Source organism: Streptomyces sp. NPDC046379 (assembly GCF_055587785.1).
In genome coordinates this window covers 144,825-171,356 of record NZ_JBVJFP010000012.1, presented here as the reverse complement: position 1 = coordinate 171,356, position 26,532 = coordinate 144,825, and the positions used below count along the sequence as shown (strand labels likewise).

Annotated in this window: 21 protein-coding genes; 10 read left to right on the top strand and 11 right to left on the bottom strand. The window is 73.6% G+C overall.

Annotated elements, in window-relative coordinates:
• The first annotated feature begins 78 nt into the window (after positions 1 to 78).
• Entirely contained in the window at positions 79 to 2,472 is a 2,394-nt protein-coding gene (locus tag ACZ6KF_RS22050) for an HAD-IC family P-type ATPase (RefSeq protein WP_469239716.1), read from the top strand.
• A gap of 61 nt (positions 2,473 to 2,533) precedes the next feature.
• Here the strand turns inward: ACZ6KF_RS22050 and ACZ6KF_RS22045 are convergent, their stop codons facing one another.
• The 4 genes from ACZ6KF_RS22045 to ACZ6KF_RS22030 all read right to left on the bottom strand — a co-directional run bounded on the left by ACZ6KF_RS22045 (position 2,534) and on the right by ACZ6KF_RS22030 (position 9,331).
• Positions 2,534 to 3,439: a hypothetical protein gene (locus tag ACZ6KF_RS22045; RefSeq protein WP_469158640.1), complete on the bottom strand. Its 906-nt coding sequence runs from the start codon at positions 3,437 to 3,439 to the stop codon at positions 2,534 to 2,536.
• 171 nt (positions 3,440 to 3,610) lie between these two features.
• A complete protein-coding gene (locus ACZ6KF_RS22040; RefSeq protein WP_469239714.1) occupies positions 3,611 to 4,381 on the bottom strand; it encodes a calcium-binding protein in 771 nt (256 codons plus the stop codon).
• A 180-nt stretch (positions 4,382 to 4,561) separates the two neighbouring features.
• Entirely contained in the window at positions 4,562 to 7,717 is a 3,156-nt protein-coding gene (locus tag ACZ6KF_RS22035; RefSeq protein ID WP_469239712.1) for a sacsin N-terminal ATP-binding-like domain-containing protein, read from the bottom strand.
• A gap of 687 nt (positions 7,718 to 8,404) precedes the next feature.
• Positions 8,405 to 9,331 (bottom strand): DUF3027 domain-containing protein, encoded by a 927-nt coding sequence (locus ACZ6KF_RS22030; protein ID WP_469239710.1) that lies wholly within the window; start codon positions 9,329 to 9,331, stop codon positions 8,405 to 8,407.
• 495 nt (positions 9,332 to 9,826) lie between these two features.
• On the opposite strand from ACZ6KF_RS22030, the gene ACZ6KF_RS22025 reads away from it, so the two are divergent.
• The 4 genes from ACZ6KF_RS22025 (at position 9,827) to ACZ6KF_RS22010 (ending at position 13,394) form a co-directional block, all read left to right on the top strand.
• Positions 9,827 to 11,248, top strand: a complete 1,422-nt coding sequence (locus ACZ6KF_RS22025; protein ID WP_356629690.1) for an MFS transporter — start codon at positions 9,827 to 9,829, stop codon at positions 11,246 to 11,248.
• Between the two features lie 166 nt (positions 11,249 to 11,414).
• Positions 11,415 to 11,882: a DUF2771 domain-containing protein gene (locus tag ACZ6KF_RS22020; RefSeq protein ID WP_356629688.1), complete on the top strand. Its 468-nt coding sequence runs from the start codon at positions 11,415 to 11,417 to the stop codon at positions 11,880 to 11,882.
• Positions 11,852 to 12,556, top strand: coding sequence for a futalosine hydrolase (locus ACZ6KF_RS22015; protein ID WP_469239708.1), 705 nt, complete (start codon positions 11,852 to 11,854; stop codon positions 12,554 to 12,556). Before ACZ6KF_RS22020 ends, ACZ6KF_RS22015 begins: the two co-directional genes overlap by 31 nt.
• Positions 12,540 to 13,394, top strand: coding sequence for a 1,4-dihydroxy-6-naphthoate synthase (locus ACZ6KF_RS22010; RefSeq protein WP_469239706.1), 855 nt, complete (start codon positions 12,540 to 12,542; stop codon positions 13,392 to 13,394). Before ACZ6KF_RS22015 ends, ACZ6KF_RS22010 begins: the two co-directional genes overlap by 17 nt.
• A 103-nt stretch (positions 13,395 to 13,497) precedes the next feature.
• Here the strand turns inward: ACZ6KF_RS22010 and ACZ6KF_RS22005 are convergent, their stop codons facing one another.
• Entirely contained in the window at positions 13,498 to 13,881 is a 384-nt protein-coding gene (locus ACZ6KF_RS22005; protein ID WP_356629682.1) for a cold-shock protein, read from the bottom strand.
• Positions 13,882 to 14,045: 164 nt separating this feature from the next.
• Here ACZ6KF_RS22005 and ACZ6KF_RS22000 point away from each other — a divergent pair, with 164 nt between their 5' ends.
• A complete protein-coding gene (locus ACZ6KF_RS22000) occupies positions 14,046 to 14,318 on the top strand; it encodes a hypothetical protein (protein WP_356629680.1) in 273 nt (90 codons plus the stop codon).
• Here ACZ6KF_RS22000 and ACZ6KF_RS21995 read toward each other — a convergent pair.
• Together ACZ6KF_RS21995 and ACZ6KF_RS21990 are read right to left on the bottom strand one after the other, a co-directional pair.
• A complete protein-coding gene (locus ACZ6KF_RS21995) occupies positions 14,273 to 14,983 on the bottom strand; it encodes an HAD family hydrolase (RefSeq protein WP_469178289.1) in 711 nt (236 codons plus the stop codon). The genes ACZ6KF_RS22000 and ACZ6KF_RS21995 overlap by 46 nt on opposite strands.
• Before the next feature lie 194 nt (positions 14,984 to 15,177).
• A complete protein-coding gene (locus ACZ6KF_RS21990) occupies positions 15,178 to 16,281 on the bottom strand; it encodes a hypothetical protein (protein ID WP_469239704.1) in 1,104 nt (367 codons plus the stop codon).
• Positions 16,282 to 16,503: 222 nt separating this feature from the next.
• On the opposite strand from ACZ6KF_RS21990, the gene ACZ6KF_RS21985 reads away from it, so the two are divergent.
• Positions 16,504 to 19,098: a helicase-associated domain-containing protein gene (locus ACZ6KF_RS21985; RefSeq protein ID WP_469239702.1), complete on the top strand. Its 2,595-nt coding sequence runs from the start codon at positions 16,504 to 16,506 to the stop codon at positions 19,096 to 19,098.
• 585 nt (positions 19,099 to 19,683) lie between these two features.
• Positions 19,684 to 19,899, top strand: coding sequence for a hypothetical protein (locus tag ACZ6KF_RS21980; protein ID WP_356629672.1), 216 nt, complete (start codon positions 19,684 to 19,686; stop codon positions 19,897 to 19,899).
• On the opposite strand, the gene istB is transcribed toward ACZ6KF_RS21980, so the two are convergent.
• Complete coding sequence (gene istB, locus ACZ6KF_RS21975) at positions 19,877 to 21,202, bottom strand: IS21-like element helper ATPase IstB (RefSeq protein WP_469239700.1); 1,326 nt, start codon at positions 21,200 to 21,202, stop codon at positions 19,877 to 19,879. The genes ACZ6KF_RS21980 and istB overlap by 23 nt on opposite strands.
• A 179-nt stretch (positions 21,203 to 21,381) precedes the next feature.
• On the opposite strand from istB, the gene ACZ6KF_RS21970 reads away from it, so the two are divergent.
• Complete coding sequence (locus tag ACZ6KF_RS21970) at positions 21,382 to 23,028, top strand: DNA repair helicase XPB (RefSeq protein WP_356629668.1); 1,647 nt, start codon at positions 21,382 to 21,384, stop codon at positions 23,026 to 23,028.
• 45 nt (positions 23,029 to 23,073) lie between these two features.
• Here ACZ6KF_RS21970 and ACZ6KF_RS21965 read toward each other — a convergent pair whose 3' ends face one another.
• From ACZ6KF_RS21965 to ACZ6KF_RS21955, 3 genes are read right to left on the bottom strand one after another with little or no spacing between them, the layout of a single operon-like run.
• Positions 23,074 to 23,865 (bottom strand): ABC transporter permease, encoded by a 792-nt coding sequence (locus ACZ6KF_RS21965; RefSeq protein ID WP_469178282.1) that lies wholly within the window; start codon positions 23,863 to 23,865, stop codon positions 23,074 to 23,076.
• Entirely contained in the window at positions 23,862 to 24,815 is a 954-nt protein-coding gene (locus tag ACZ6KF_RS21960; RefSeq protein ID WP_356629870.1) for an ABC transporter ATP-binding protein, read from the bottom strand. Before ACZ6KF_RS21960 ends, ACZ6KF_RS21965 begins: the two co-directional genes overlap by 4 nt.
• A 44-nt stretch (positions 24,816 to 24,859) precedes the next feature.
• Entirely contained in the window at positions 24,860 to 25,534 is a 675-nt protein-coding gene (locus tag ACZ6KF_RS21955) for a DUF4097 family beta strand repeat-containing protein (protein WP_356629664.1), read from the bottom strand.
• Positions 25,535 to 25,766: 232 nt separating this feature from the next.
• On the opposite strand from ACZ6KF_RS21955, the gene ACZ6KF_RS21950 reads away from it, so the two are divergent.
• A complete protein-coding gene (locus ACZ6KF_RS21950; protein ID WP_356629662.1) occupies positions 25,767 to 26,483 on the top strand; it encodes a helix-turn-helix domain-containing protein in 717 nt (238 codons plus the stop codon).
• The last annotated feature ends 49 nt before the right edge of the window (positions 26,484 to 26,532 follow it).

Here is a 26,532-nt window from a genome sequence, read left to right as displayed (position 1 = left end):
ACCCCCCGGTCCTCCCGAGGTCGGATCTTCCGCCCCTTCGCCGGGTGAACGCCCCCTTCCGCACGTACCGTCGAAGGCATGACGCACACCGATGCGGGCGCACAACTCGACCCCGCGCGCCCCGTGCGCGCCACCACGCCGGTGACCGGGCTGACCTCCGCCGAGGTCGCCGAACGGGTCGCGCGCGGCGACGTCAACGACGTGCCGGTGCGCAGCAGCCGGTCCACCGTCGACATCGTCCGGGCCAACGTCCTCACCCGCTTCAACGCGATCATCGGCGTGCTGTGGGTGATCATGTTCTTCGTCGCGCCGATCCAGGACAGCCTGTTCGGGTTCGTCATCCTGGCCAACACCGGCATCGGGATCGTCCAGGAGTGGCGGGCCAAGAAGACCCTCGACTCCCTCGCGCTGATCGGCGAGGTCCGGCCCACCGTGCGCCGCGACGGGGTCGCCGTCGAAGTGGGCACCGGCGAGATCGTGCTGGACGACCTGATCGAGATCGGTCCCGGGGACAAGGTCGTGGTCGACGGGGTGTGCGTCGAGACGGACTCGCTGGAGATCGACGAGTCGCTGCTCACCGGCGAGGCCGATCCGGTGCTGAAGCGGCCCGGGGACCAGGTGATGTCGGGCAGCTTCGTGGTCGCGGGCGGGGGCGCGTTCCGGGCGACGAGGGTGGGGCGGGAGGCGTACGCGGCGCAGCTGGCGGAGGAGGCGTCACGGTTCACGCTGGTCCACTCCGAGCTGCGCTCCGGGATCTCCACGATCCTCAAGTACGTGACGTGGATGATGGTCCCGACCGCGATCGGCCTGGTCATCAGCCAGCTGGTGGTGAAGGACAACGACTTCAAGGACTCCGTGGCCCGCACGGTCGGCGGCATCGTCCCCATGGTGCCCGAGGGCCTGGTGCTGCTGACGTCGGTGGCCTTCGCGATCGGCGTGATCCGGCTCGGCCGCAAGCAGTGCCTCGTCCAGGAACTCCCCGCGATCGAGGGCCTCGCCCGCGTCGACACGGTCTGCCTGGACAAGACCGGCACGCTCACCGAGGGCGGCATGGACGTCACGGAGCTGCGGGCGCTGAACGGTCACGACGAGGAGTACGTCCGCAAGGTGCTCGGCGCGCTCGGCGAGTCCGACCCCCGTCCCAACGCCTCGCTCCAGGCCGTCATCGACGCCTGCCCGGACAGCGAGGAGTGGCGGTGCCTGCGGTCGCTGCCGTTCTCCTCGGCCCGCAAGTACGCGGGGGCGTCGTTCAGCGAGGGGGACGGGGAGTCGAGCACCTGGCTGCTGGGGGCGCCCGACGTGCTGCTCCCCGAGGGCGACCCGGCCCTCGCCGAGACCGACCGTCTGAACGAACAGGGCCTGCGCGTCCTGCTGCTGGCCCGGGCCTGCGTCGACCTCGACTCCCCCGACGTCGCCCGTGACGCCGAGCCGGCCGCGCTGGTGGTGCTGGAGCAGCGGCTGCGCCCGGACGCCGGTGACACGCTGCGCTACTTCGCCGAGCAGAACGTCCGGGCCAAGGTCATCTCCGGGGACAACGCGGTGTCGGTGGGCGCGGTGGCGAGCAAGCTGGGGCTGACCGGCGCGGTGGTGGACGCGCGCAGGCTGCCCGAGGAGCGGGAGCCGATGGCGGCGGCGCTGGACGAGGGGACGGTGTTCGGGCGGGTCACCCCGCAGCAGAAGCGGGACATGGTGGGCGCGTTGCAGTCGCGCGGGCACACGGTCGCCATGACGGGCGACGGCGTCAACGACGTCCTGGCGCTGAAGGACGCCGACATCGGCGTCGCGATGGGCACGGGCTCGGAGGCGACGCGGGCGGTGGCGCAGATCGTGCTGCTGAACAACAGCTTCGCCACGCTGCCGTCGGTGGTGGCGGAGGGCCGCCGGGTGATCGGGAACATCACGCGCGTGGCGACGCTGTTCCTGGTGAAGACGGTCTACTCGGTGCTGCTGGCGATCCTGGTGGTGTGCTGGCAGGTGGAGTACCCGTTCCTGCCCCGCCATCTGACCCTGCTGTCCACGCTGACCATCGGCGTCCCCGCGTTCTTCCTCGCCCTCGCGCCCAACAAGGAACGGGCCAGACCCCACTTCGTGCGGCGGGTGATGCGGTACGCGATCCCGGGCGGGGTGCTGGCCGCGGCGGCGACCTTCGCGACGTATCTGATCGCCCGGAGCCACTACACCGGGCCGGGCGCGCTGGAGGCGGAGACCAGCGCGGCGACGCTCACGCTGTTCCTGATCTCGCTCTGGGTGCTGGCGATCGTCGCCCGCCCCTACACCTGGTGGCGGGTCGCGCTGGTGGCGGCGATGGGCGGCGGTTTCCTGCTGGTGCTGGTGGTGCCGTGGCTGCAGGAGTTCTTCGCCCTGCGGCTGGTGGGGATGACGATGCCGTGGACGGCCGCCGCCGTCGCGGCGGCAGCGGCGGCCGCCCTGGAGGTGCTGTGGAGGTGGGTCGACCGCCGCGTGCCCGCGTGAGGGATGCGGGTGCGGATTACCGCGCGTGCCGCGCGTCGTCCTGCGTCGCTTCCCGCATGCCCTACTGCACGTCGACGTAGTCGCCGGCGGCGACGGAGGCGACGGTGCTGGTGATGCCGGCGTAGCTGAAGCGGTAGTAGCCGTCCACGCCCGCCTTGACGTACGTCTTCAGGGCGCCGCCACTGGTGGTGGTGATGCTCTTGACGTCGGTGTAGGTGGAGCTGCTCGCCTTGCGGAACTGCAGCTTCACCGTCTGGCCGCTGGGGATGCCGACGTACTTGGTGTTCTCCCAGTCGGCGCGGGTCAGCTTGCCGGTGACGGTGATGGTCGCGCCCTTCTTCACCGGCTCCGGGGTGGCGTTGACCGTCAGCTGGGACCGGCGCTGCACGAGCGTGGTGCCGAGGCCGCCCTGGTCCGCGTAGCCGACCTGGGTGATGTCGAAGTCGAAGCCCTCGGGGTCCTGGCCGTTGTAGTCGATGGCCAGCGCGGCGCCCTTCCAGGTGCCGGCGTCCGAGTTGAGCAGGTCGCCCTCCGCGGGGAGGACGTCGATCTTGCCCGTGCAGGTGGCGGTGGTCGCCGTGGTGCCGGTGCAGGTGGCCAGGTCGATGCCGAACAGCGTCGCGTCGCCCCGGTACAGGTACGGAACGGTGAGGAAGTCGGGGGCGGTGACGTCGACGTCCGCGTCGTGGGTGAGCGTGTAGCTGACCGTCGTGGAGTAGGTGCCGCTGATCCCGACCTTGATCGCCTTGCCGATCTTGAAGTTCGAGAAGGTGGCGTTCAGCGGGTACGGCTGGTCGACCCTCGCGGTGCGGGCGTCGCCGGCGGCCGCCGCCTGGCGGACCTTCGCCACGGCGGCGCGGTAGTCGTCGGCCGTGGCGGCGGAGGCGTCGGCCTGCGCGGCGGGCACGACGAGGGCGGACAGGGCCAGGGCGCCGCCGACGGCGGCGACGGTGGCTCGTATGCGCATGCGTTCCCCAAGTGTGTAGGGAGTCCGGTGACTCATGTGATCAGATGACTGACGGGGGCAAAGGGTTGCGCCCGACAACGCGGTGGCCGAAAAAGAACGGCCCCGGATGGCTTCCGGGGCCGGACGTCGGGTCTGCGGTTGCTTCCCCGGCGACTACGTCACGCTCGGCGTCTACTTCACGTCGACGTAGTCGCCGGCGGCGACGGAGCCGGCGGTGCTGGTGATGCCGGCGTACTTGAAGCGGTAGTAGCCGTCCACGCCCGCCTTGACGTACGTCTTCAGGGCGCCGCCGCTGGTGGTGGTGATGTTCTTGACGGTGGTGTAGGTGGAGCTGCCCGCCTTGCGGAACTGGAGCGACACGGTCTGGCCGCTGGGGATGCCGACGTAGGTGTTGGTCTCCCAGTTGGCGCGCGTCAGCTTGCCGGTGACGGTGATGGTCGCACCCTTCTTCACCGGCTCGGGGGACGCGTTGACCGTCAGCTTCGAGGCGCGCTGGAACGCGAACGAGCCCGCCTTCTCCTCCCACGCCCAGTCCCCGTCGTTGGCGTCGATCCAGGCGCCGACGTACCAGGTGCCGGCGTTGGCGTTGCTCAGGTAGTCCACCTTCGGGTCTACCAGCACCGACGCGCTGCACGTGGAGGTGGTGGAGCCGGCCTCGGTGCAGGTCGGCCTGCCGGTCATGAGGAAGCCGTAGTCCGGTCCCTCCAGCGTGAACGAGTCGGCGCCCGCGATGCCCGAGTCGTCCGTGGCGGTCACGCTGACCTTGATGGTCTTGGCGGCGGAGATGCCGACGGAGACCTTGTTGTCGCCGTCCACGACCACCTTGGTGATCGTGGTGTCGCCCCATCCGCCGTCGGCCTGCGCGGCGGGCACGGAGAGGGCACAGAGGGAGAGGGCGCCGGAAACGGCGGCCACGGCGGCGACGGTGGTACGAGTGCGCATGCGATTCCCCGGGTGGAGAGGGGCCCGGCGCGCGGGACGCGCACGGGCCCGAGTGGATCTCGAGCCTGCTGGCTCACGGGATCGGATGCACGACCTTTCCGAAAGGTTGTACGGCCGGCGAGGATTCCGGACTCCTACGGCGTTTCCGGGCGGACCTACCGGCTCCACGGCCACACCGGCTCAGTCGAACCACCGGTCCCGTGCCAGTTCCTCCGTCCGGGACGGGTCCTCCAGGAGGGCCGCCACCTCGAAGCGGCGCGGCCACTGACCCGCCGCCCAGGCCAGGCCCGCGGCGACGCCCTCGAGGGTGGAGGCGTGGAGGGTGCCGTCCTCGGTGAGGCGCCAGTCGAGTTCGACACCGTCCACGACGAGTTCCTCGTGTTCCACGTACGTCGCCGGGGTGCGCGGGCCCAGCAGGACGCGGACGGAGTCGGGGACCTCGTGTTCCGTGCCCTCGGAGTCGACGCGGCCGGTGACCGACTCGCTCAGCCGGCGCACCTGGAACAGCTCCGCCAGTTCCGCCGCCCGCGCCGGAGGCACCGGCAGCAGCGGGACGCCCTCGGTGAACGGCAGCAGGTCGGGCGAGTCCACGACCACCGCGTCGGCCGCGTCCACCACCTGGACCCGGCCGTCCACGACCGCCCTCAGCTCGTCCGGCAGGGTGACCTGGTCGGGGTCCAGTTCGGCCAGCGCGCCGTACAGCCCGTGGAGCTGGGCGCCGGTGACGTGGCGGTCGGGGTCGGCGAGGCGGTCGAGGAGTTCGGCGGCGCCGCCGGGCTCGTCCAGCAGGGCGGCGACGGAGGTGCGCACACCGAGGGCGCGCAGGACCTGTTCGTCGTCGAAGCCGGTGGCGTCTGCCTCGTCGTACAGGCCGCGCAGCAGCGGGTCGCCGCCGGCGGCGAGCAGGCCGGCCGGGCGGCGGCCGTCGAGCACCGGGTGCCCGCGCAGCCACCAGGCGGTGTAGGGCCGTACGACCTCGTGGGTGCCGTCGGGCAGCAGGATGCGGACCGGCTGGACCACCGCGTCCCGCAGCGGCGGGCGGGACAGCAGCGCCAGCGCCTGCGGCCACTTGTCGTCGTCCACGAGGTCCAGGTCCCGTACGGCCACCAGCTCGGTGGCGACCGGCGGTACGGGGCTGTCCGGGAAGCGGTCGAGGATGTCCTCACACCACACGTCGACGGCGTCCAGCAGCCCGGGGTCGTCGGGCTCGGCGAAGTCGCTCTCGCGGGGCTCCAGTTCGTCGGGGTCGAGGACGACGTCGGTGGCGCGGACGAGGGAGAAGTCGGCCAGCACCCCGCAGGCGGCCAGGGGCTGTTCGCCGAAGCGGGAGGCCAGGTCGGCGTCCACGTGGGCGAGTTCGCCCTCGCGCATGACCTGGGCGAACGGGCTGCCGGGAAGGACCAGTTCACCGGCGGGGGCGAGTTCGCCGTCCTCGTCGGGCAGGGCGAGCGCGCCGAGCCAGGGTTCGTCGCCGGGCTCCAGGCCGGCGTCGCGGACCAGGCCGAGGACGGTCTCCGCCAGTTCCTCGGCGTCCAGCGCCTCCTCCTCCCAGGACAGCGCGCCCTCGTCGTCCAGGGAGGCGGCGACGGCGGCCCGCACCTGGGGCGTGGTGAGGATCGCGCGGGGCGTGGCCGGGAGCGCGCCGAGCTTCTCCAGCAGCGGGTGCGCGGCGTCCGGGTGGGCGACCTTGAGGCCGAGCCGCGCGAGGATCTCCGGGTCGATGCCGGTGGCGTCCGAGGTGGGGAGCAGTACCTGACGGGGGCCGATCGTCGTACGCCCTCCCCCGGAGCCGAAAGCCCGGGAGGTACCCCCGGCCAGGGGCACGGGCAGGCCGGTGAGCCGGTCGGGGTCGACGCCGGCGAGGCTGTCGTACAGCCGCCGCCACCAGCCCGGTTCCTTCTCCAGACCGGCCAGGCGGTCCACCGCGTCGGTCAGCCGCACCCGCGCCACGCCCAGTGTGCGCAGCTCCACGCGCCGTTCGAGACCGGCCGGCAGCAGCGTCGGCAGGACCTCGGCGAGGACCCGCACGGTGTCCGCCCCCGCGCCCTCGACCACCTCGGCGTCGCGGGGGCGCAGGGACGCGGGCGCCTCGTCGTCGTGCTCGGCGGGCTCGATCGCGGGCGGCAGGAACGACGTGCGCGGCAGCCGCTCCAGGATCGCCTGGCGCAGCGCGCCGTCCAGTTCGCCCTTGCCCAGCGGGCCGGGCACGAGGCCGATGACGCCCTCGGTCACCGGGCGCCAGTCGGCGAGGAGTTCGGCGTAGGCGTCGGCGGCGCGCTGGACCAGGAAGTCGGTGAGCGGGCCGGGCGCGGCGTGCCGGCGCGTGGTGTCGAGGGGGAAGGAGGCGATGAGCAGGGCGGGGACGCCGAGGGGCTCGTCGCTGGGGGTGGGGGCGTGCAGGACGGGGCTGGTGCGGGGCCGGGCGGGGCCGCCGTCGGTGTCCACGGGGACCGCCCAGGTGACGGTCCAGTGGGGCCGCAGCCGCTCCTCCACCGGGCGGTCGGCGAGCAGGTCGGGGGTGAGCGGGCCGTGCGCGGCCGCGGTGCGCCAACGGGTGGCCCCGTCGCGCGAGTCCTCGACGACGGTCAGCGGGCCCTCGGTGCGGCGGGCCAGCGTACGCGGGGCGTCGTCGCCGATCTCGACGACGACCTCGGCGAGGCCGGGCAGGCTCAGCAGCAGCGAGTCGTCCACGGCCCGCAGCAGCCGTTCGGCGAGGTCGGCGGCGGCGGTGTCGCGCAGCGGCAGGATGACGACGGTGTCGTACGGGTCGGGCGCGCTGCCCTCGGCGGCGAAGGGCAGCCGCAGCAGCGGTACGTGGCCGTCCCGGCGGCGGATCTCGTCACCGAGGCCGGGGTTGGCGCGGGCGGCGTCGAGCGCGAGGTCGCGGGCCTCGGCGAGGGACCAGCGCACCCCGCCGTGCCGCCCGACGACGGCGGGCTCGTCGGTGACGGCGAGCACGGCGGCGAACCCGACGCCGAACCGGCCCACGGCGAGGTCGGGGGCGTCGCGCTTGGCCGACGCCCGCAGCGTGGCCAGCGACTCCACACCGGCCGCGTCCAGCGGGGCGCCGGTGTTCGCGGCGACGAGGACGCCGTCGCGCAGGGTGAGCCGCAGCCTGCCGGGCACCCCGGCCCGGGCGGCGGCGTCGGCGGCGTTCTGCGCCAGCTCGACCACGAGCCGGTCCCGGTACCCGCCGAGGACGAGGTCCTCCTCGGCGTTGGCGTCCTCCCGGAACCGCGCCGGACTGGCCGTCCACGCGTCCAGCACCCCGCGCCGCAACCGCCCCGTCCCGAACGGATCGGCCCCCTCGTCAGCCGGCCGCACGAACTTGCTCACGTTCACTCTCCTCATCGCCGTGAGGCCGAAGGTACCGCCCCACCGGCCATGAGCGCGCATCGCACCGGACGGCCGGGCGGCGTACCCGCGCCGGGCGAGCGGCGGGCTCCGTCCGAAGGGCGCGGGAAGCGGCTGCCGACCGGCCCGGCTGCTCGGCGCGCAGGACTCCGTTCCGGGCACTGCCCCTGGACACGGCCCGACATCCACCGCGGAACTCGCCGCCGCCGTCGCGCCCACGATCGCGCCCCAGGCCAGGACTTTTCGGCCGATGCTCCATGTCGTCGGCGCCACCCTGCGCATCGAGACGACCCGCGCGCGGTGATGCCGTGCCCGAGTCCGAAGTGCCCGCCCTGGACGCCGAGTCGCGGTGAGGCTGCTGCTCGTCGAGGCGTCGGCGGACCGCCGGGGCGTGTCCGAGGGCCGTTCTTACAAGTCCCGCATCTCGGATTCACAAGTCCCGCATCTCGGGAGAAATCCGCGACGAAGGCCGGGCACAGCGGTGTGCCGAGGACGTCCTGCTCGTCCTGGAGCAACGCGGCCCCGACGTCTGCGACGAAGTCCGCGCCCGCACCACGGACCGCACCGACCCCGGACTCCTCCGCCACTGCTGGTCCGCGCCGTCACCACGCCGGCGGCCGGGGAGATCTTCGGCGACGGCGCGCAGCCCGGGCCGACCCCGGGCCGTTCCTACGAGTGGCCCAGCTCCGCCGTGTCCTCGTCCGTCGTCTCCGGGACGGAGCCCGAGTCCGGGGACGGGCGCAGGGGGAAGGCGTCGACCTTCGTCTCGTCGATCACCGGCGGCGCCGGCTGGGGCGGCCTCGGCATGACCGCCGCCTCGGAGTGACCGCCGCAGCCGTAGGCCAGCGAGACCACCCGGCCGTCGGCCGGGGAGAACTCGTTGGCGCAGACGCCGAAGGCCTGCCCGAGGGAGCCGCCGACCGGGACCAGGAAGCCGCAGCTCACGCAGGACGCGGGGGCCGCCTGGGCCATCGGGGTCTTCGCGCCGAACGCCTCCTCCCAGCGGTCCGCGGCGACATGGAGGCCGTAGCGAGACAGCACTCTGGCCCGGCGCATGCCCAGTTCCTCGGCCACGGCGGCGATCGAGCCGCGGGCCGGGGCGGCGGGCAGCGCGGCCGGCGGGCCCGCGGTGACCTCGGCGTCCTCGGCCTCGACCAGGTCGGCCATGTCCTCGGAGACCGCGGAGTTCGGCGGCGGCTCCTCCTCACCCGTGTAGCCGGGCTCCAGCCGGAGATCCTCGGCGTCGGTGGGCAGCAGATCGCCGGGGCCCATGTCGCCGGGGCGCAGGCGCTCGCTCCACGGCACCCACTCGGGGGCCAGTATCGCGTCGGGGCCGGGGAGCAGCACCACCTCGTCCAGGGTGACGGCCTTCGCCCGGGAGGCGCGGGCGACCGTCACCGCCCAGCGCCAGCCGCGGTACCCGAGCTCCATGCACTGGAAGAAGTGCGTGACAACACGGTCGCCCTCGGAGACCACTCCGACGTGCTCTCCGACGATCCCTGGCGCGGCGGCCTCCTCGGCCGCCGCGCGGGCGAGTTCGACCGCCTCGGCGCACAGACGATCGGGGGTGCGGCTTCGCGTTGTCGCTGCGCTCACAGGTATCGCTTCTCTCCTACGCCGTCTCTCGATGCGCCTGCCTGAAGGCGACGGGCGGGACGGAGCGGACCAGAGGGCCGCGTCGACGTCCGCACCCTGTCGCGCTCGGGCGCACCTACGTCATCCATTCTGCGGGATGGCTGAGAGGCGCGCGGCCGAGAACGTTCGCCACGGCGCGCTACGCACGCTACCTTCTCCCGTCCGCTCGGCCTACACCGACGGGACTCTTCGCCGCCGAGCGGTGATGTTTCCGGGCCGGATTCCGGCACGCAGCCCGTACCGGAATCCGTGCCGATCGCCGCGCCTGCTTCCGTGCCGGCCTTCCGTGCCCCGAGCGGTTCGGCGATCCGTACCCTGCCGGTCGGCCTCCGTGTCCCGCCGGTACGGCGACCCGCGCCCCCGCCGGCACGGCGACCCGCGCCGTCCGGTTCGGCAATCCGCGTCATCCGTGCCATTACCGCGCTAGGGACGGCCGACTCGGGGCACTATGACGGGGTGGCAACCGCGAGGTCGTCCCAGGGCGCCGCCGGGGTGGGCGGGGTCGACGGGAACAGCCGGAGCAGCGGGGCGGGCCGGATGCGCGGCTCCCTCCGCTCGGTCGGCCGTGCCCTGCACCTGCCGGTGACCGGACCCGCGCGCGGCATCCGCAAGGCGACCCACGCGCACGGGGCCGGCGAGTCGGGGCTCGGCAAGCTGATCGAGCTGCACGGCGTGAACGGCGCCGGCGACGTCATGATCACCGTCGCGCTCGCCTCCACCGTCTTCTTCTCCGTGCCGACCGACGAGGCCCGTGGGCGCGTCGCCCTGTACCTGGCGATCACCATGGCCCCGTTCACGCTGCTGGCCCCCGTCATCGGGCCGCTGCTGGACCGGGTGCCCCACGGGCGGCGGGCGGCGATGGCGTGCGCGATGCTCGCGCGGGCGCTGCTCGCGCTGGTGCTGTCGGGTGCGGTGATCACCGGCAGCATCGAGATGTATCCGGCGGCGCTCGGCGTGCTGGTCGCGTCGAAGGCGTACGGCGTCGTGCGCAGCGCCGTCGTGCCCCGGCTGCTGCCGCCCGGGTTCTCGCTGGTGAAGGCCAATTCGCGGGTCACCCTGGGTGGGCTGCTGGCCACTGGTGTCGCGGCGCCGGTGGGTGCGGGGCTGCAGGCGCTGGGACCGCGGTGGCCGTTGTACGGGGCCTTCGTGATCTTCGTCGCGGGTACGTTCCTGTCGTTCACGCTGCCGCACAAGGTGGACTCGGCCAAGGGCGAGGACCGGGCGCTGCTCGCGGCGGACGAGGACCATCTGCACGGGCCGCACCGCAAGGGACTGAAGCGGCCGGGGCTGCGGACGGTCGGCGGCGCGGTGACGCACGCGCTGGCGGCCAACGCGGCGATCCGGTGCCTCGCCGGGTTCCTGATCTTCTTCCTGGCGTTCCTGCTGCGCGAGCATCCGATGACGGGGCAGAGCGCGGCGGTGTCGCTGGGCATGGTGGCGGTCGCGGCGGGCGTGGGCAACGCGTGCGGTACGGCGGTCGGGGCGTGGCTGAAGGCACGGGCGCCGGAGGTGATCATCGTGACCGTGGTCGCCGTGGAGCTGGCGGCGGCCGTCACGGCGGCGCTGTTCTTCGGCGCGGTCCTGGTGGCGTGCCTGGCGGCGGTCGCCGGGTTCGCGCAGGCGCTGGCCAAGCTGTCCCTGGACGCGCTGATCCAGCGGGACGTGCCGGAGCTGGTGCGCACGTCGGCGTTCGCCCGGTCGGAGACGCTGTTGCAGGTGTCGTGGGTGCTGGGCGGCGCGATCGGGATAGCGATGCCGCTGATCGGGCCGCTGGGGCTGGGCATCGGGGCGGCCATCGTCGCCGCGGGCTGGCTGAGCACGGCCCGCGGACTGCTGGCCTCGGCCCGTCGCGGGGGCCCGCGCACCCGGGTGGCGTAGTCACGCCCCGACGGGCGGCGGGGAACCTCGCCGCCGGGCCGCGGGGACCTCGCACGGGGAACCCGGGAACCTCGCACGGGGGAGCCCGCCGTGCGCTTGGGCTAATCGCCCCGCGCTGCGCACCCCGCGTGGGGAGCGTGCCGGGGCCGCCCGATAACCTTCGGCCATGACCACGCTGCAATCCGCTGTGCGACGCCGCCGCGCCGTCGCCGCCGCCGGCGCCGTTACCGCCGGACTGCTCGTCCTGTCGGCCTGCGACAAGCCGACGCCGGTCGCGACGATCACGGTCGGCTCCGACTCGGTGAGCTCCGAGGCGACCTGCCACGGCGACGGCAAGGCCATCAAGGACCCGAACAAGTGTCTTCAGGAGAAGGACATCGAGTCCCTCTCCATCGACCCGGACGGGAGGGTCCGCTTCGGCGTCGACTGGGACGTCGCCGAGAAGGGCTGGCTCGTCATGATGAACGGCAACCCGATGATGGCCGAGCCCACCAAGAAGTCGTACCTGTCGACCAGCGCCAGCTCGTTCTTCAACCCGCAGAACCCGGAGGACTCCGCGCTGATCACGATCGTCGAGGGCACCGCGCAGGAGCCCACCGCCATGTGGTCCTTCCGGCTGAAGAAGGACGCCTGACCACGTCTCCCGCGCCCGCACGCGTCCTCGTCGCCACCGCCGTCCCCGCCGAACGGGACGCGGTGGCACGGGCGTTTCCGGGCCGGGTCGTCGCCGCCGGCGTGGGCCCCGCCCGCGCCGCCGCCTCGACCGCGACGGCTCTCACCACCGCCGCCCTGGAGGGCGCCCCCTACGACCTGGTCGTGTCCGCCGGCATCGGCGGCGGATTCGCCCCCGGCGCGCCCGTCGGCTCGCTGGTCGTCGCCGACGAGATCACGGTCGCCGACCTGGGCGCCGAGACGCCCGAGGGCTTCCTGCCCGTGACCGAGCTGGGCTTCGGCTCCGTCACCCACCACCCGCCCCCGGCTCTGGTGCGGGCCGTCGCCGCCGCCACGGGCGCCCTGACCGGCACCGTCCTGACCGTGTCCACCGTGACCGGCACCGCCGCGCGCGCCGACGAGCTGCGCGCCCGCCACTCGCGCGCCCTCGCGGAGGCCATGGAGGGTTTCGGCGTCGCCGAGGCCGCCGCCGCGCACGGCACGCCCGTCCTGGAGCTGCGCGCGGTCTCCAATCCCGTCGGCCCGCGCGACCGCGCCGCCTGGCGCATCGGCGACGCGCTCGCCGCGCTCACGGCCGGCTTCGGGAAGCTCGCCCCCGTCCTGGAGAGTTGGAACCCACATGACCACGACCGGTGAGAAGCTGCGCATCGCCTACTCCCCCTGCCCCAACGACACCTTCGTCTTCGACGCCCTCGCGCACGGCCGCGTCCCCGGCGCGCCCTCCCTCGACGTGACGTTCGCGGACATCGACGTCACCAACGGCATGGCCGAGCGGGGCGAGTTCGAGGTGCTGAAGGTGTCGTACGCGGTGCTGCCGTACGTCCTCGACGAGTACGCGCTGCTGCCCTGCGGGGGCGCGCTGGGCCGGGGCTGCGGACCGCTGGTGCTCACCCGGGAGCCCGGCGTGGATCTGACGGGCCGTGCGGTCGCCGTGCCGAGCGAGCGGTCGACGGCGTATCTGCTGTTCCGGCTGTGGGCGGCGGACACGCTGCCCGGCGGGGTCGGCGAGGTCGTGGTGATGCCGTTCCACGAGATCATGCCGGCCGTGCGGGACGGGCGGGTCGACGCGGGGCTCGTCATCCACGAGGCCCGCTTCACCTACCGGGAGTACGGGCTGCACCGGCTCGCCGACATGGGCGAGCACTGGGAGGACACCACCGGGCTGCCCATCCCGCTCGGCGCGATCATCGCCAAGCGGTCCCTGGGCGCGCCGGCCCTGACGGGGCTCGCCGACGCGATCCGCGCGTCCGTGCGGGCGGCCTGGGACGACCCCGAAGCCTCCCGCCCGTACGTCATGGAGCACGCCCAGGAGATGGATCCGGCCGTCGCCGACCAGCACATCGGGCTGTACGTCAACGAGTTCACCGCCGACCTCGGCGCGGACGGCTACGCGGCGGTGCGGGGGCTGCTGACGCGCGCCGCGGCCGAGGGGCTGCTGCCGCCGCTCGGCCCGGACGCGCTGACGTTCCCGTAGGGAATCCGGCGACCTGCACGGTCGCACGTCCCGGGCCGTGCGGTCGGGATGCACCCGCCGCGCCGGCAGGGCCGTACGCGCCGCGCCGACAGCCGCCCGGCGGTCATACGTCGAGCTGGTCGGCGACCGCGCGGAGCAGGCCGGCGATCTTCTTGCCGGAGGCCTTCTCGGGGTAACGGCCCTTCTCCAGCATCGGGGTGATGTTCTCGAGCAGTGTGGTCAGGTCCTGGACGATGGACGCCAGTTCGTCCGGCTTCTTGCGCTGCGCGGCGGCGACCGACGGGGTCGGGTCCAGCAGGGTCACCGAGAGGGCCTGGTCGCCGCGCTGACCGGCGACCACTCCGAACTCCACACGCTGCCCCGGCTTGAGCGTGTCGACTCCGGCGGGCAGAACCGAGGAGTGCACGAAGACGTCGCCGCCGTCGTCGCGGGAGAGAAAGCCGAAGCCCTTCTCGTTGTTGAACCACTTGACCTTGCCGGTAGGCACGTCTGTCCTCGTCCTCGTACTCGTCGGAAAACTGCTTCTGAAACGGCTCTTGATAGCACTCGGGCGGGTCGTCCGCGACCCGCCGGTACCAAGGCTAGTGGTCTCCAGGCCGGTGACAAGACGTCCCCCGGTTGTTCCTACGCGCTGGGAACTACCCTGGTGGGGTGCGTGACAAAACCCAAACGAATTCCGCCGCTCCCGGCGACCGGCTGATCCGCGTCGGCGCCGTCGTCTTCATCGTCGGCGCCGTCGCCACCCTGGTCACGGTGGCCCCGCTGTTCCTCGGAACGGAGCCGTTTCCGACCTACATGTTCCTGTTGAGCATGCTCATGGGCGTCGGTTTCCTCATCGCCGCGGGCGGGGTGCTGCAGTCCGTCGCCGCCGGGCGGCGTCAGGCGCGCGCCGCGGCCGGGGCCTCGGGAGATCCGGGGGCCTGAGCCTTTTCGGCCGTACCGGCCGAAAGATGGGCCGAAAGCCACCCCGGGAACTCGGCCAGCCCGCCCAGTACGACGTCCGCGCCCGCCGCCCGCAGCTCGTCGGCGTCGCAGGGGCCGGTGGGCACGGTGACCGACAGGGCGCCGGCCGCGCGGGCGCCGCGTACGTCGCCGGTGTGGTCGCCGACGTAGACGGTGGCGCCGTGCTCGCGCAGCGCCTCCGCCTTCCGCTCGGCCCACAGGTCGCCGATCACCGCGTCCGGCTCCAGGCCGAGGTGGGCGATGTGCAGCTCGGCGTTGGCCTCGTACTTGGCGGTCACGACGATCGCCCGTCCCCCCGCGGCCCGCACCGCCTCGATCGCCTCCCGGGCGCCGGGCATGGCCGGGCTCGCGGCGACGGCGATGCCCGGATACATCGAGCGGTACAGGTCGGCGACGGCGGGCACCTCCCGCGCCGGGAACCAGTGCCGCAACTCCTCCTCCAGCGGCGGTCCCAGCCGGCTGACCGCGAGGTCGGCGTCGACGTACGTCCCCGTCCGCTCGGTCAGCGCCCGGTAGCAGGCGCGGATGCCGGGGCGGGAGTCGATCAGGGTCATGTCGAGATCGAAGCCGACGGTGAGGACGGGCGGCGTGGGCACGGTGGACCGTGTGGGCGGGGTGAGAGCCATATGGGCCATTGTGCCGAGTCGCCGGGGCGCGGCTCCGGGGGGTCTTCGGCAGGGTCCCGCGCGCGGCCCTCTGCGAGCCTCTCGGCGGGTCCGCCGACAGGCCTCCCGGCGAGTCCGCCGGCGGGCTCTGGGAGATCGCCGGCAGGCCTCCGGGCAGGTCCTCGGCGAGCCTCCGCCACCGCCCTCGCCGCGAGCTACCGCTCCCTCTGCGAGCGCCACACCAGGAACAGCGCCGACGCCAGCGCCGCGCCCCGTACCACCCACGGCCAGGTCTCCCCGATCGCGGCGGACATCCCGCCCTCGGCGATGGGGTCGCCCCAGCGGCCGTTCATCCGGCCCCACAGCCAGCCGAAACCGGCGCCCAGCGCCAGGGCGGGCAGGACGACGACCGCCAGTTTGATCTCCGTCCGGGTCAGCCGGCGCGAGACGTAGGCGATGGCCCAACCGGCGGCGAGCGCGATGAGGTTGCCCAGGACCGCGCCGGTGACCAGGAGGCCGGCGGCGAGGAGGAGCAGGGGGTTGTTCCAGGCGCCCGGCGAGGGGACGGACGGGAGGAGGAGGCGGCGACGGCGGACGGCGGGCTCCGCCTCGGGCGCCGGTCCGCCGGTCGCCTGCTCCGGAGCCTCCTTCGGGGCTCGGTCCGAGGCGTCCTTCCGGGCGTCCTCGGGGGCGTCGGCGTCCTTCGGCGGCGGCTTGAGGAGGTCGGGGACCTCCACCCCGCCGACGAAGCCGGGCACGCTGTCGCCCACGCCGAACGGGCTGTCGTCCACCCGCCACCAGTCCGGCTGCGTGGCGCTGTCCCCCAGCTCGTCCATGCCCGCGCGGTGCGGCGGGAGGGCGCCGGGGGCCACCGCAGGAGACTGCGGGACGGCATCGGGCTCGGCGGGCCGGGGACGGGGGCGGGGGACGGCCCGGCGCAGGCCCTTGGGCGGCCGTTCCGCCTCGGACGCCTGCTCCCGCCGCCCTTTCTGCCGTGCGGGCTGGGCGGGCCGGGCCGACTGTGCGGGCTGCGTCGGCTGGACGGGTACCGCCGTGGAGGGCGGCTGCGGGGCCGTGGCGGAGGCGGGGGCCGTGTCCCGCGCGGCGTCCACGACGTCGTCGGGGCTGCCGATGCGGTCGAGGATGCGGCGCACGGCGGCGGGGCTGTCCACGACGGCCTTGGCGCGCCGCCGGTCGATCTCGTCGCGCAGCTGCGAGACCAGGCGCATCCGGGTCGCCGAGGGAAGCTGCCGCTGCTGAGCCACGTCGCCGACGCGGCTCAGATACTCGTAGACGACCTTGTCGCTCTCGATCCCCACGCTGTCCCCTCCGGGGCGGATGTGCCGGCTTCCCCGCGCAGACGACGGTAGCGCAGGCCGCGGCGGGCGGACGGCACGTCAGCCGGGCTCGCCCGGGCCGGGCTTGTCGACCTCCGGGCACAGGCGGGCGTACGGGTCCCGACCACTCGCGCAACGTTCCGTTCGCACGCCGGGCCACGGCGCGGTGCCCCGCCGAGGCCCCCACCCGCTACCGTTGATCGGATGAGCAGCGACGAGAAGCCGGCCGCCCCGCGGTCCCTCGCGGAGGCGCTCCGCGCGCGGGACGACGCCTCCCTGGCCGCGCTGCTGCGCAGCCGGCCCGATCTCATCACTCCCGTGCCCACGGACCTGACCCAGCTGGCCACCCGCGCGGGCACGCGCGCGTCCGTGGTGCGCGCCCTGGAACGGCTGGACCGGTTCGCCCTCCAGACGGCGGAGGCGCTGGCCGTGGCCGCGGACCCGGCGGGGTACGACGAGCTGCTCGGACTGCTGGCCGGCGGCGCCGACCGGGCGGACGGGGTGGACGGGGGCCGTGATCCGCGGATCGCCGCCGCGCTGCCGAGGGCGCTCGGCACGCTGCGCGAGCAGGCCCTGGTGTGGGGCGGCGACGACCGGCTGCGCCTGGTGCGCACCGCGCGCGAGCTGCTCACGCCCTCCCCGCAGCACCCCTCCCCCACCGGCCTCGGCCCGACCGTCGCGGAGGCGACCGCGGGCATGTCGCCGGGCCGCATCCAGCAGCTGGTGGCCGCCGCCGGACTGCCCTCCACACACGACGCGGTGTCCGCCGCGGCGGCCCTGACCGCGCTGTTCACCCATCGCGCGCGGATGACGGCACTGCTCGCCGGGGCCCCCGACGCCTCGCGCGAGGTGCTGGAACGGCTGATGTGGGGGCCGCCGTACGGGCAGGTCACCGCGGAGCCCGCGGCCCATCTGCGCTGGCTGCTGGACCGCGGGCTGCTGCTGCCGACCGCGCCGGGGACGGTCGTGCTGCCCCGCGAGGTCGCCCTGCACCTGCGCGGCGGGCGCGCGCACCGCACGCCGGAGCCGGTGCCGCCGCCCGTGCAGACCGCGGCCACGCACTCCGCGCGCGTGGTCGACGCCACGGCGGCCGGGCAGGCGTACACCGCGCTGGCGACCGTCGAGGAGCTGCTGAAGGACTGGGACGAGGGCGGCCCGGCGGTGCTGCGGGCCGGCGGGCTCAGCCAGCGCGACCTGAAGCGGACCGCGGTCGCCCTGGACGTGTCCGAGCCGGTCGCCGCCTTCTGGGTGGAGCTGGCCTACGCCGCCGGGCTGATCGCCTCCGACGGCGAGGCCGACGAACGCTACGCCGCCACGCCCGCCTACGACGAATGGCTGGAGCAGCCGCCCGCCGAGCGCTGGACGCGGCTGGCCGCGGCCTGGCTGACGGCGACCCGCGTCTGCGGTCTGGTCGGCGCGCGGGACGCGAAGGACCGCATGCTGTCCGCGCTCGGCCCGGGCCTGGACCGCTCGGCGGCCCCGGAGGTACGGCACCGGGTGCTCGCCCTGCTGGCCGAGCTGCCGGAGGGCTCCGCCGTCTCCGCGGACTCGGTGCTGGCGCGACTGCGCTGGGAGCGTCCGTTGCGCGGCCGGGAGCGGGAGGACGATCTGCGCGGGCGGCTCGCCGAATGGACGCTGGCCGAGGCCGAGACGCTCGGTGTGACGGGCCGGGGCGCGCTGTCCGGGCACGGGCGGGCGCTGCTGGGCGCGCGTCCGCCGGCGCAGGCGCCGGCTCGCGCTCCCGCGCACGGCGCCGACGACGCGGTCCCCGAAGGGCCCGGCGACAAGCTGCCGGTGCACCACCACGCGCCGCGCCCCGCGGTTCCCGGCCCGCTCTCCCCCGCCGAGCAGGCCGCCGCCTCGGCCGCCGCCGCCCGGCTGCTCGCCCCGCTGCTGCCCGAGCCCCTCGACCACGTGCTCCTCCAGGCCGACCTCACGGCCGTCGCGCCGGGCCCGCTGCGGCGGCCGCTCGCCGACACGCTCGACGTCGTCGCCGACGTCGAGTCCAAGGGCGGCGCGACCGTCTACCGCTTCACGCCCGCCTCCGTACGCCGCGCCCTCGACGCCGGCCGCAGCGCCTCCGATCTGCACGCCTTCCTGGCCGAGCACTCCCGAACGCCGGTTCCGCAGCCGCTGGCCTACCTGATCGACGACGTGGCCCGCAGGCACGGCCGGCTGCGGGTCGGTGCGGCCTCGGCCTACGTGCGCTGCGACGACGACGCGATGCTCGACGAGATCCTCGCCGACAAGCGGTCGGCCGGGCTGCGGCTGCGCAGGCTCGCGCCGACCGTGCTGGCCGCGCAGGCCGATCCGGCGGCGCTGCTGGAGGGGCTGCGGGCCATGGGCTTCGCGCCGGCCGCCGAATCCGCCGAGGGCGATGTGCTGATCACCCGGGCACACGCCCGGCGCACCCCGCCGCGCACCGCGCCCGAGCCGGTCCCGGAGGGCCCGCCCGTTCCCGACGACACCCTTCTCGCGGCGGCGATCCGCGCGATCCGGGCGGGCGACCTGGCGGCCACCGCCCCGCACCGGGCCACCGGCACGGCCCCGGTGACCGGCGGCGAGCTGCCGCGCACCAGTTCCGCCGAGACCCTCGCCACCGTGCAGGCCGCCGTGCTGACCGGCCAGGCGCTGTGGATCGGCTACGTCAACGCCGAGGGGGCCGCCAGCCAGCGCGTGATCGCGCCGGTGCGGGTCGAGGGCGGCTTCGTGACGGCGTACGACCATACGGCGGACGAGGTCCGCACCTATCCGCTGCACCGGATCACCGGGGTGGCTGAGCTGGCCGACGAGCAGTAGTCCCTCCTCCTGCCCGAGCGGAGGCCTCCTCCGGCCAACGCAGAGCCTCCTTCGCCGGAACCCGGACGGGGGTTCGCCCGCACGGGTGTACGCCCGGTTTCATGCGCGCCACGCCCGAGCTTCCCTCCGTCGGGGGACCTTCGGCCGTGTCCCGCATCGCGGGGTGGATCGGCGGGCAACCACCGGGTGTCCTGATCCGCGCAAACCCGCGCAGATCGCTCACCAGAAGGGAACACTCATGCGTGCTGTCCGTCGTGCCGCAGCCGTTCTGACCGCCACCGCCGCGATGCTCGGCGCCCTCGCCGGCCAGGCCGCGGCGATCGGCATCGACCTCGGCGGGGGTGTGACGCTGTAGGCGGTCGCCGCCACGGCATCACCCCTCCCCGTGCCACCTCGTCGCCCGTCCCCGTGCCGGCGCGTCGTCGTGGTGTCGTCGCGGCGTCGCTTCCGGCGTCTGCCGCGCGTCGTCGTCCACGGGCCGGTCCCGGCTTCCGCCGGGGCCGGCCCGGCCGCCCCCTCGGTTCAGCCGACCGTCAGCCTTGGAAAGGCCGGAAACCCCCCATGCGTCCCCCCGTGCGTCCCCCCTTGCGTCCTCCCCTTCGCATCCTCGTGCGCGTCCTGACGCCCGCCGTCGCCGCGCTCGCGTCCCTCGCTCTGGCCGGCCTGCTCGCGCCCGGAGCCTCGGCGACCCCGGACGCGAACCCGCTGCCGTTGCCGCTGCCCAGTGGCGGCGGCGGCCCGCTGGTCGGGGAGGTGGCGAACGTCGAAGGGCCGCTGATCAACCACATCTCTCTGAAGTAGCCCCGGACGCGGCCCCGCGCAGCCGGTAGCTCGGCCCTTCCAGCCGTACGGTCACGGCGTGGTGCGCCAGCCGGTCCACCATCGCCGCGGTGCCGGGGCCGGCGAAGATCTCGCCCCACCGCTCCGGCGGCCGGTCGCCGGTCACGATCAGCGAACCCCGCTCGTAGCGGTGGGCGACCAAACGGAAGAAGAGATGGGAGGTTTCCGCGTCGAAGGTCAGATAGCCGACCTCGTCGACGATCAGCAGCGGCACGGAGTCCAGCTCGGCCAGTTCCTCGTCCAGCCGGCCCTCCGCCCATGCCGCGGCCAGCCGCGCCGCCCACTGACCCGCGGTCGCGAACAGCACCCGGTGACCGGCCTGGCACGCCCGTACGCCGAGGGCGATCGCCAGATGGGTCTTGCCGGTGCCGGGGGGACCGACGAACAGGACGTTCTCCCTGTCGACGACGAAGTCCAGTTTCCCGAGCCGGGCCACGGTCTCCCGGTCGAACGCGCGCAGATGCTCCGCGTCGAACTCCTCCAGCGTCTTCCGGACGGACAACCCCGCCGCCCGGATGCGCTCCTCGGCGCCGGCCGCCTCACCCTGGGGCGGCCCGCCCTGGGCGGGGACGACGGGGAGCGTCTGCGCACGACCGCCGGGACCGGTCGGCCCGCCGAGGTCACCGTGCGCGCCGAGCACCCCGTACGCTCCGTGGCCCCCGGGCTCGCCGTGTGCCGGTTGCAGGTGCACGGGCAGGTGCGGGCGGTCGGCGTGTGCGGCCATCGGGCCGGACATGTACGCGAGGATCGCCGCGGAGACGATGAACGCCATGTGGATGACCGTGCCCCACAGCAGCGAGTGCTGGTCGGTGTGGTGCACGTCCACGAACATCTGGAGCAGATGGACGGAGGAGATGCCCACGATCGCGGTGGCGAGCTTGACCTTGAGCACGTTGGAGTTGACGTGCGAGAGCCACTCGGGCTGGTCGCGGTGGCCCTGGAGGCCGATGCGGGAGACGAACGTCTCGTAGCCGCCGACGATCACCATGATCAGCAGGTTGGCGATCATCACGACGTCCACGAGCTTGAGGACCGCGAGCATCACGTACGTCTCGGTCGCCTGGCCGGTGACGCACCGGAGGATTAAGGCCCACAGTTCGTTGAAGAACTTGTACACATAGACGCCCTGCGCGGCGACCAGGCCGAAGTACAGGGGGGCCTGGAGCCAGCGGGTCGCGAACAGGGCGTACCCGAGCGTGGTCGTCGCGGGCGGGGAAGGGGTGGGCGCCGGAGTCGGCGGTGGGGTACCTGTGAGGGGCTGCATGATCAGCATTCTTCGCAGTCGCCACCCAGCAAATGAAGTCACGCCACTCGCACGAGTGATTAGACATCTTGTCGGACACACCACGTCCGCGCTCCGGCGCACACCCGCTCCGTCTCGCCCCCGATCAGGCACACTGGACGTTTGGCCGTACTGTCCGGCCGTACGGAAAGGGTGCCCGAGTGAACGGTCCGCTGATCGTCCAGTCAGACAAAACACTGCTTCTGGAAGTCGACCACGAGCGCGCCGACGACTGCCGGCGCGCCATCGCGCCGTTCGCGGAGCTGGAGCGGGCGCCCGAGCACATCCACACCTACCGCGTCACCCCGCTCGGCCTGTGGAACGCCCGCGCGGCCGGCCACGACGCCGAGCAGGTGGTGGACGCGCTGGTGGAGTACAGCCGCTACCCGGTGCCGCACGCGCTGCTCGTCGACATCGCCGAGACCATGGACCGCTACGGCCGGCTGACGCTGAGCAAGCATCCGGCCCACGGGCTGGTCCTCACCACCACCGACCGGCCGGTGCTGGAGGAGGTGCTGCGCTCCAAGCGCATCGCCCCGCTGGTCGGCGCCCGCATCGACCCGGACACGGTCGCCGTGCACCCCTCGGAGCGCGGGCAGATCAAGCAGACGCTGCTGAAGCTGGGCTGGCCGGCCGAGGACCTCGCCGGGTACGTCGACGGCGAGGCGCACCCGATCGAGCTGGCCGAGGACGGCTGGGCGCTGCGCCCCTACCAGAAGCAGGCGGTGGAGAACTTCTGGCACGGCGGGTCCGGTGTCGTCGTGCTGCCCTGCGGCGCGGGGAAGACCCTGGTCGGCGCCGGGTCGATGGCGCAGGCGAAGTCGACGACGCTGATTCTGGTCACGAACACCGTCTCCGCCCGGCAGTGGAAGCACGAGCTGGTGAAGCGGACCTCGCTGACCGAGGACGAGATCGGCGAGTACAGCGGGACCAGGAAGGAGATCCGGCCCGTCACCATCGCCACCTACCAGGTGCTGACGACGCGGCGGAAGGGCGTCTACCCGCACCTGGAGCTGTTCGACTCCCGCGACTGGGGCCTGATCGTCTACGACGAGGTGCATCTGCTGCCGGCGCCGGTGTTCAAGTTCACCGCCGACCTCCAGGCGCGCAGGCGGCTCGGCCTGACGGCGACGCTGGTGCGGGAGGACGGCCGGGAGTCGGACGTCTTCTCGCTCATCGGGCCCAAGCGGTTCGACGCCCCGTGGAAGGAGATCGAGGCGCAGGGTTACATCGCGCCCGCCGACTGCGTGGAGGTCCGGGTGAACCTCACCGACTCCGAGCGGCTCGCCTACGCCACGGCCGAGCCGGAGGAGAAGTACCGGTTCTGCTCGACCACGGTGACCAAGCGGAAGGTGACGGAGGCGATCGTGCGCCGGTTCGCCGGGCAGCAGATCCTCGTCATCGGGCAGTACATCGACCAGCTCGACGAACTGGGCGAGCATCTGAACGCCCCCGTGATCAAGGGCGAGACGAGCAACGCCCAGCGGGAGAAGCTCTTCGAGGCGTTCCGGCAGGGCGAGCTGAGCGTGCTGGTGGTCTCCAAGGTCGCCAACTTCTCCATCGACCTGCCGGAGGCCACGGTCGCCATCCAGGTGTCGGGCACGTTCGGGTCGCGACAGGAGGAGGCGCAGCGGCTGGGCCGGGTGCTGCGGCCGAAGGCGGACGGGCATCAGGCGCACTTCTACTCGGTGGTCGCCCGTGACACGATCGACCAGGACTTCGCGGCCCACCGCCAGCGGTTCCTGGCGGAGCAGGGGTACGCGTACCGGATCATGGACGCGGACGAACTGCTGGCGGAGGGCGGCTGAGGTCTTCGAGGCCTTCGTCCCGGGGTGTCCCGCTTCTTCGGGCCGCTACTTCGCGTCGCGGTTGAAGAGGGACGTGGACCAGAGGTGGCCGAGGGCCGTGAGGGCGAGGCACCAGGCGGCGGCGAGCCATCCCTGGTGGCCGATCTCCGTGCCCAGGAGGAGTCCTCGCAGGGTTTCGATGGCAGGGGTGAAGGGCTGGTACTCGGCGATCGGCCGGAACCAGCCCGGCATCCCGTCGACGGGGACGAAGGCGCTGGACAGCAGCGGGAGCAGGATCAGCGGCATGGCGTTGTTGCTCGCGGCCTCCGCGGTCGGGCTGGACAGGCCCATGCCGACGGCGATCCAGGTCAGGGCGAGGGCGAAGAGGGCGATCAGCCCCAACGCGGCCAGCCATTCCAGGGGGGTGGCGCCGGTGGAGCGGAAGCCGATCGCGACGGCGACCGCGCCGACCAGGACGGTGGCGGCGACGGACTGCAGGACGCTGCCGGCGACGTGCCCGATCAGGACCGAGGGCCGGTGGATGGCCATGGTCCGGAAGCGGGCGATGATCCCCTCGCTCATGTCGTTGGAGACGGAGACCGCGGTGCCGATGGTGGTGCTGCCGATGGTCATCAGCAGCAGGCCGGGCACCAGGTAGGCGATGTAGTCGGAGCGGTCGGCTCCCTCTCCCAGGCCCGCGCTCATGGCGTCGCCGAATATGTAGACGAACAGCAGGAGCAGCATGATCGGGGTGAGCAGGAGGTTGAGGGTGAGGGAGGGGTAACGGCGGGCGTGCAGCAGGTTGCGGCGCAGCATGGTGGCCGAGTCGCGCACCGCGAGGGACGGGGAGCCGCTCATCGGGTGGTCTCCTTTACGGGCTCGTTCCCGCCGGTCAGGGCGAAGAAGACGTCGTCGAGGTCGGGGGTGTGGACGGTGAGCTCGTCGGCGTGGACGCCGGCGGTGTCGAGGCGGGTCAGCAGGGTGTGCAGGTCGCGCTGGCTGCCGTCGCTGGGGATGTGCAGGGTCAGGGTCCGGTCGTGGCGGGTGGCCGCGGGCAGGGCGGCGGTGGCGGCGCCGTAGGCGGCGGGGTCGGTGAAGCGGAGCGCGACGTGTCCGCCGGGGACGATCCGCTTGAGTTCCTCCGCGGTGCCGTGGGCGGCGATCCCGCCGTCGTGGAGGACGGCGATGCGGTCGGCGAGCTGGTCGGCCTCCTCCAGGTACTGGGTGGTGAGGAAGACGGTGACGCCGCCGGTGACGAGGTCGCGGACGATCTGCCACATGGTGTGCCGGGAGCGGGGGTCCAGGCCGGTGGTGGGCTCGTCCAGGAAGATCACGCGCGGGCTGCCGACCAGGGTCATGGCGATGTCCAGACGGCGCTTCATGCCGCCGGAGTAGGTGGAGGCCGGCTTCTTCGCCGCCTCCGCCAGGCCGAAGCGCTCCAGCAGGTCCGCGCACACCCGTCGGCCCTCGCCGCGGGGCAGGTGGTGCAGGTCCGCCATCAGCAGCATGTTCTCCTCGCCGGTGATCAGCCCGTCCACCGCGGAGAACTGCCCCGTGACACCGATCGCCGCGCGCACGGCCTGCGGGTCGGCCGCGAGGTCGTGGCCCGCGACCCGGATCTCGCCGGAGGCCGGGTCGGGGGACACGAGGGTGGAAAGGATCTTGACGGCGGTGGTCTTGCCGGCCCCGTTCGGCCCGAGCAGCGCGAAGACCGTGCCTTCGGGGACGGCGAGGTCGATGCCGTCGAGCACGACCTTGTCGCCGTAGGACTTGCGCAGACCGCTCGCCGTGATGGCGGGGTTGGTCATGCCGGTGCTGGTCAGGTGGGTGGTGCCGGTCATGGAGGGCTCCTTCAGAGGCCGCGGGCGGTGATGTCGCCGTGGGCGGTGGTCGCGTGGATGGCCAGGCCGGCGTCGGCGCCGTCGGCGTTCTTCAGCGAGTTGTGGATCCGGCCGTAGCCGGTGCCGGCGTCCAGGGAGGCGGAGACTCCGCGGGCGGCGCCGATCGACACCTCGCCGAGCTGGGTGCGCAGGACGACCGTGCCGTGCAGGGCCTCGGCGACGCGGATGTCGCCCTTCTGGGTGCTGATCTCGGCGGAGCCGCCCAGCCGGCCGACCGAGATGCCTCCGTCGAGGAGGCCGATGCGGGCGTTCGCGGTCTCGTCGAGCTTGACCGTGCCCTGCGCGCCGTCGAAGGCGACGTCGCCGAGCCGTCCGACGCCCCGGAAGTCGGCGGCGGCGGCCTTGGCCTCGACACGGGAGCCCGCCGGGAGCCGGACGGTGACCTCGACGGCACCGGAGGCCCGGCCGAGGACAGGGTTCCTCACCGGCGCGGCCTCGATCCGCAGCACGCCGTCGGCGTAGGCGACCGTCGTGCGCTCCGCCGCCTGCACGTCCCGGTTCTTCGAGGCGTCGGCGGGGCGGATGTCGACCGCGGTGTCGGCCCGGTCGGCGGCGATGAACTGGATGCGGCCCGCGGGGATGTCGAGGACGGCGGAGACGGGGGCGGGGGTGGCGAAGGTCTGCATGGCGTACTCCTGGTGGCTGGCACGGCGAGTTGTTTCCGATATGAGAAACGCTACGTTGCATTCAAGAAGCAGGCAACTAGCCTGTTGCACTTGATGCGTGAATACACAGCTCAGAGGCACCATTTCATTGCAATGAGTCAGGAGGTAACGCAACAACGCCATCGCAGTTCATTGCAATGAATGCCGTCGAACGCTACGCTGGGGACCCCGAGGACCACGAAGGAGACCGCGCATGCCCGGAGGCAGGCTCACCCAGCAGGAACGTCAGCAGATCGCGCTGGGGCTGGCCGACGGGCTCGCCTACGCCGAGATCGCCCGCCGGCTCGACCGGCCGACCTCGACCGTCACGCGCGAGGTGATGCGCAACGGCGGCCCCACCGGCTACCGCGCCGACCTGGCCCACCGCGCCGCCGAACGCCGCGCCCACCGGCGCAGGCCCGCCCCGCCGGGACCGGAGCGGCCCGGGCGGGGCGACGGACGGGACGCCGAGGCGGTGCGCGAGTTCGAGGAGACGTTCACCACCGTCCTCATGGCCTCCGGCATGCCGCTGATGACGGCACGCGTGCTGGCCTGCCTGATACTGACCGACACCGGCAGCCTCACCGCGGCCGAACTCGTCCAGCGCCTCCGGGTCAGCCCGGCGTCCGTGTCCAAGGCCGTCGCGTTCCTGGAGAGCCAAAGCCTCCTCCGCCGGGAACAGGGCGAACGCCGCCGCGAGCGCTACATCGTGGACGACGACGTCTTCTACCAGTCGATGATGGCCAGCGCCCGCTCCACCGCCCACATCGGCGAGATCACCCGGCAGGGCGTCGGCGTCCTCGGCCCGGACACCCCGGCCGCCGTCCGGCTGGAGAACATCGCCCGCTACCTCGCCTTCATCAGCGAGAGCATCGCCCGCGCGGCGGAGCAGGCCCGCGACATCCTCCACTCGAAGCCCGAGGACGCCTGAATATTCGTTGGCCCGGGTCCGCACCCCTCCCCTAGAATCTCCGCCCTTG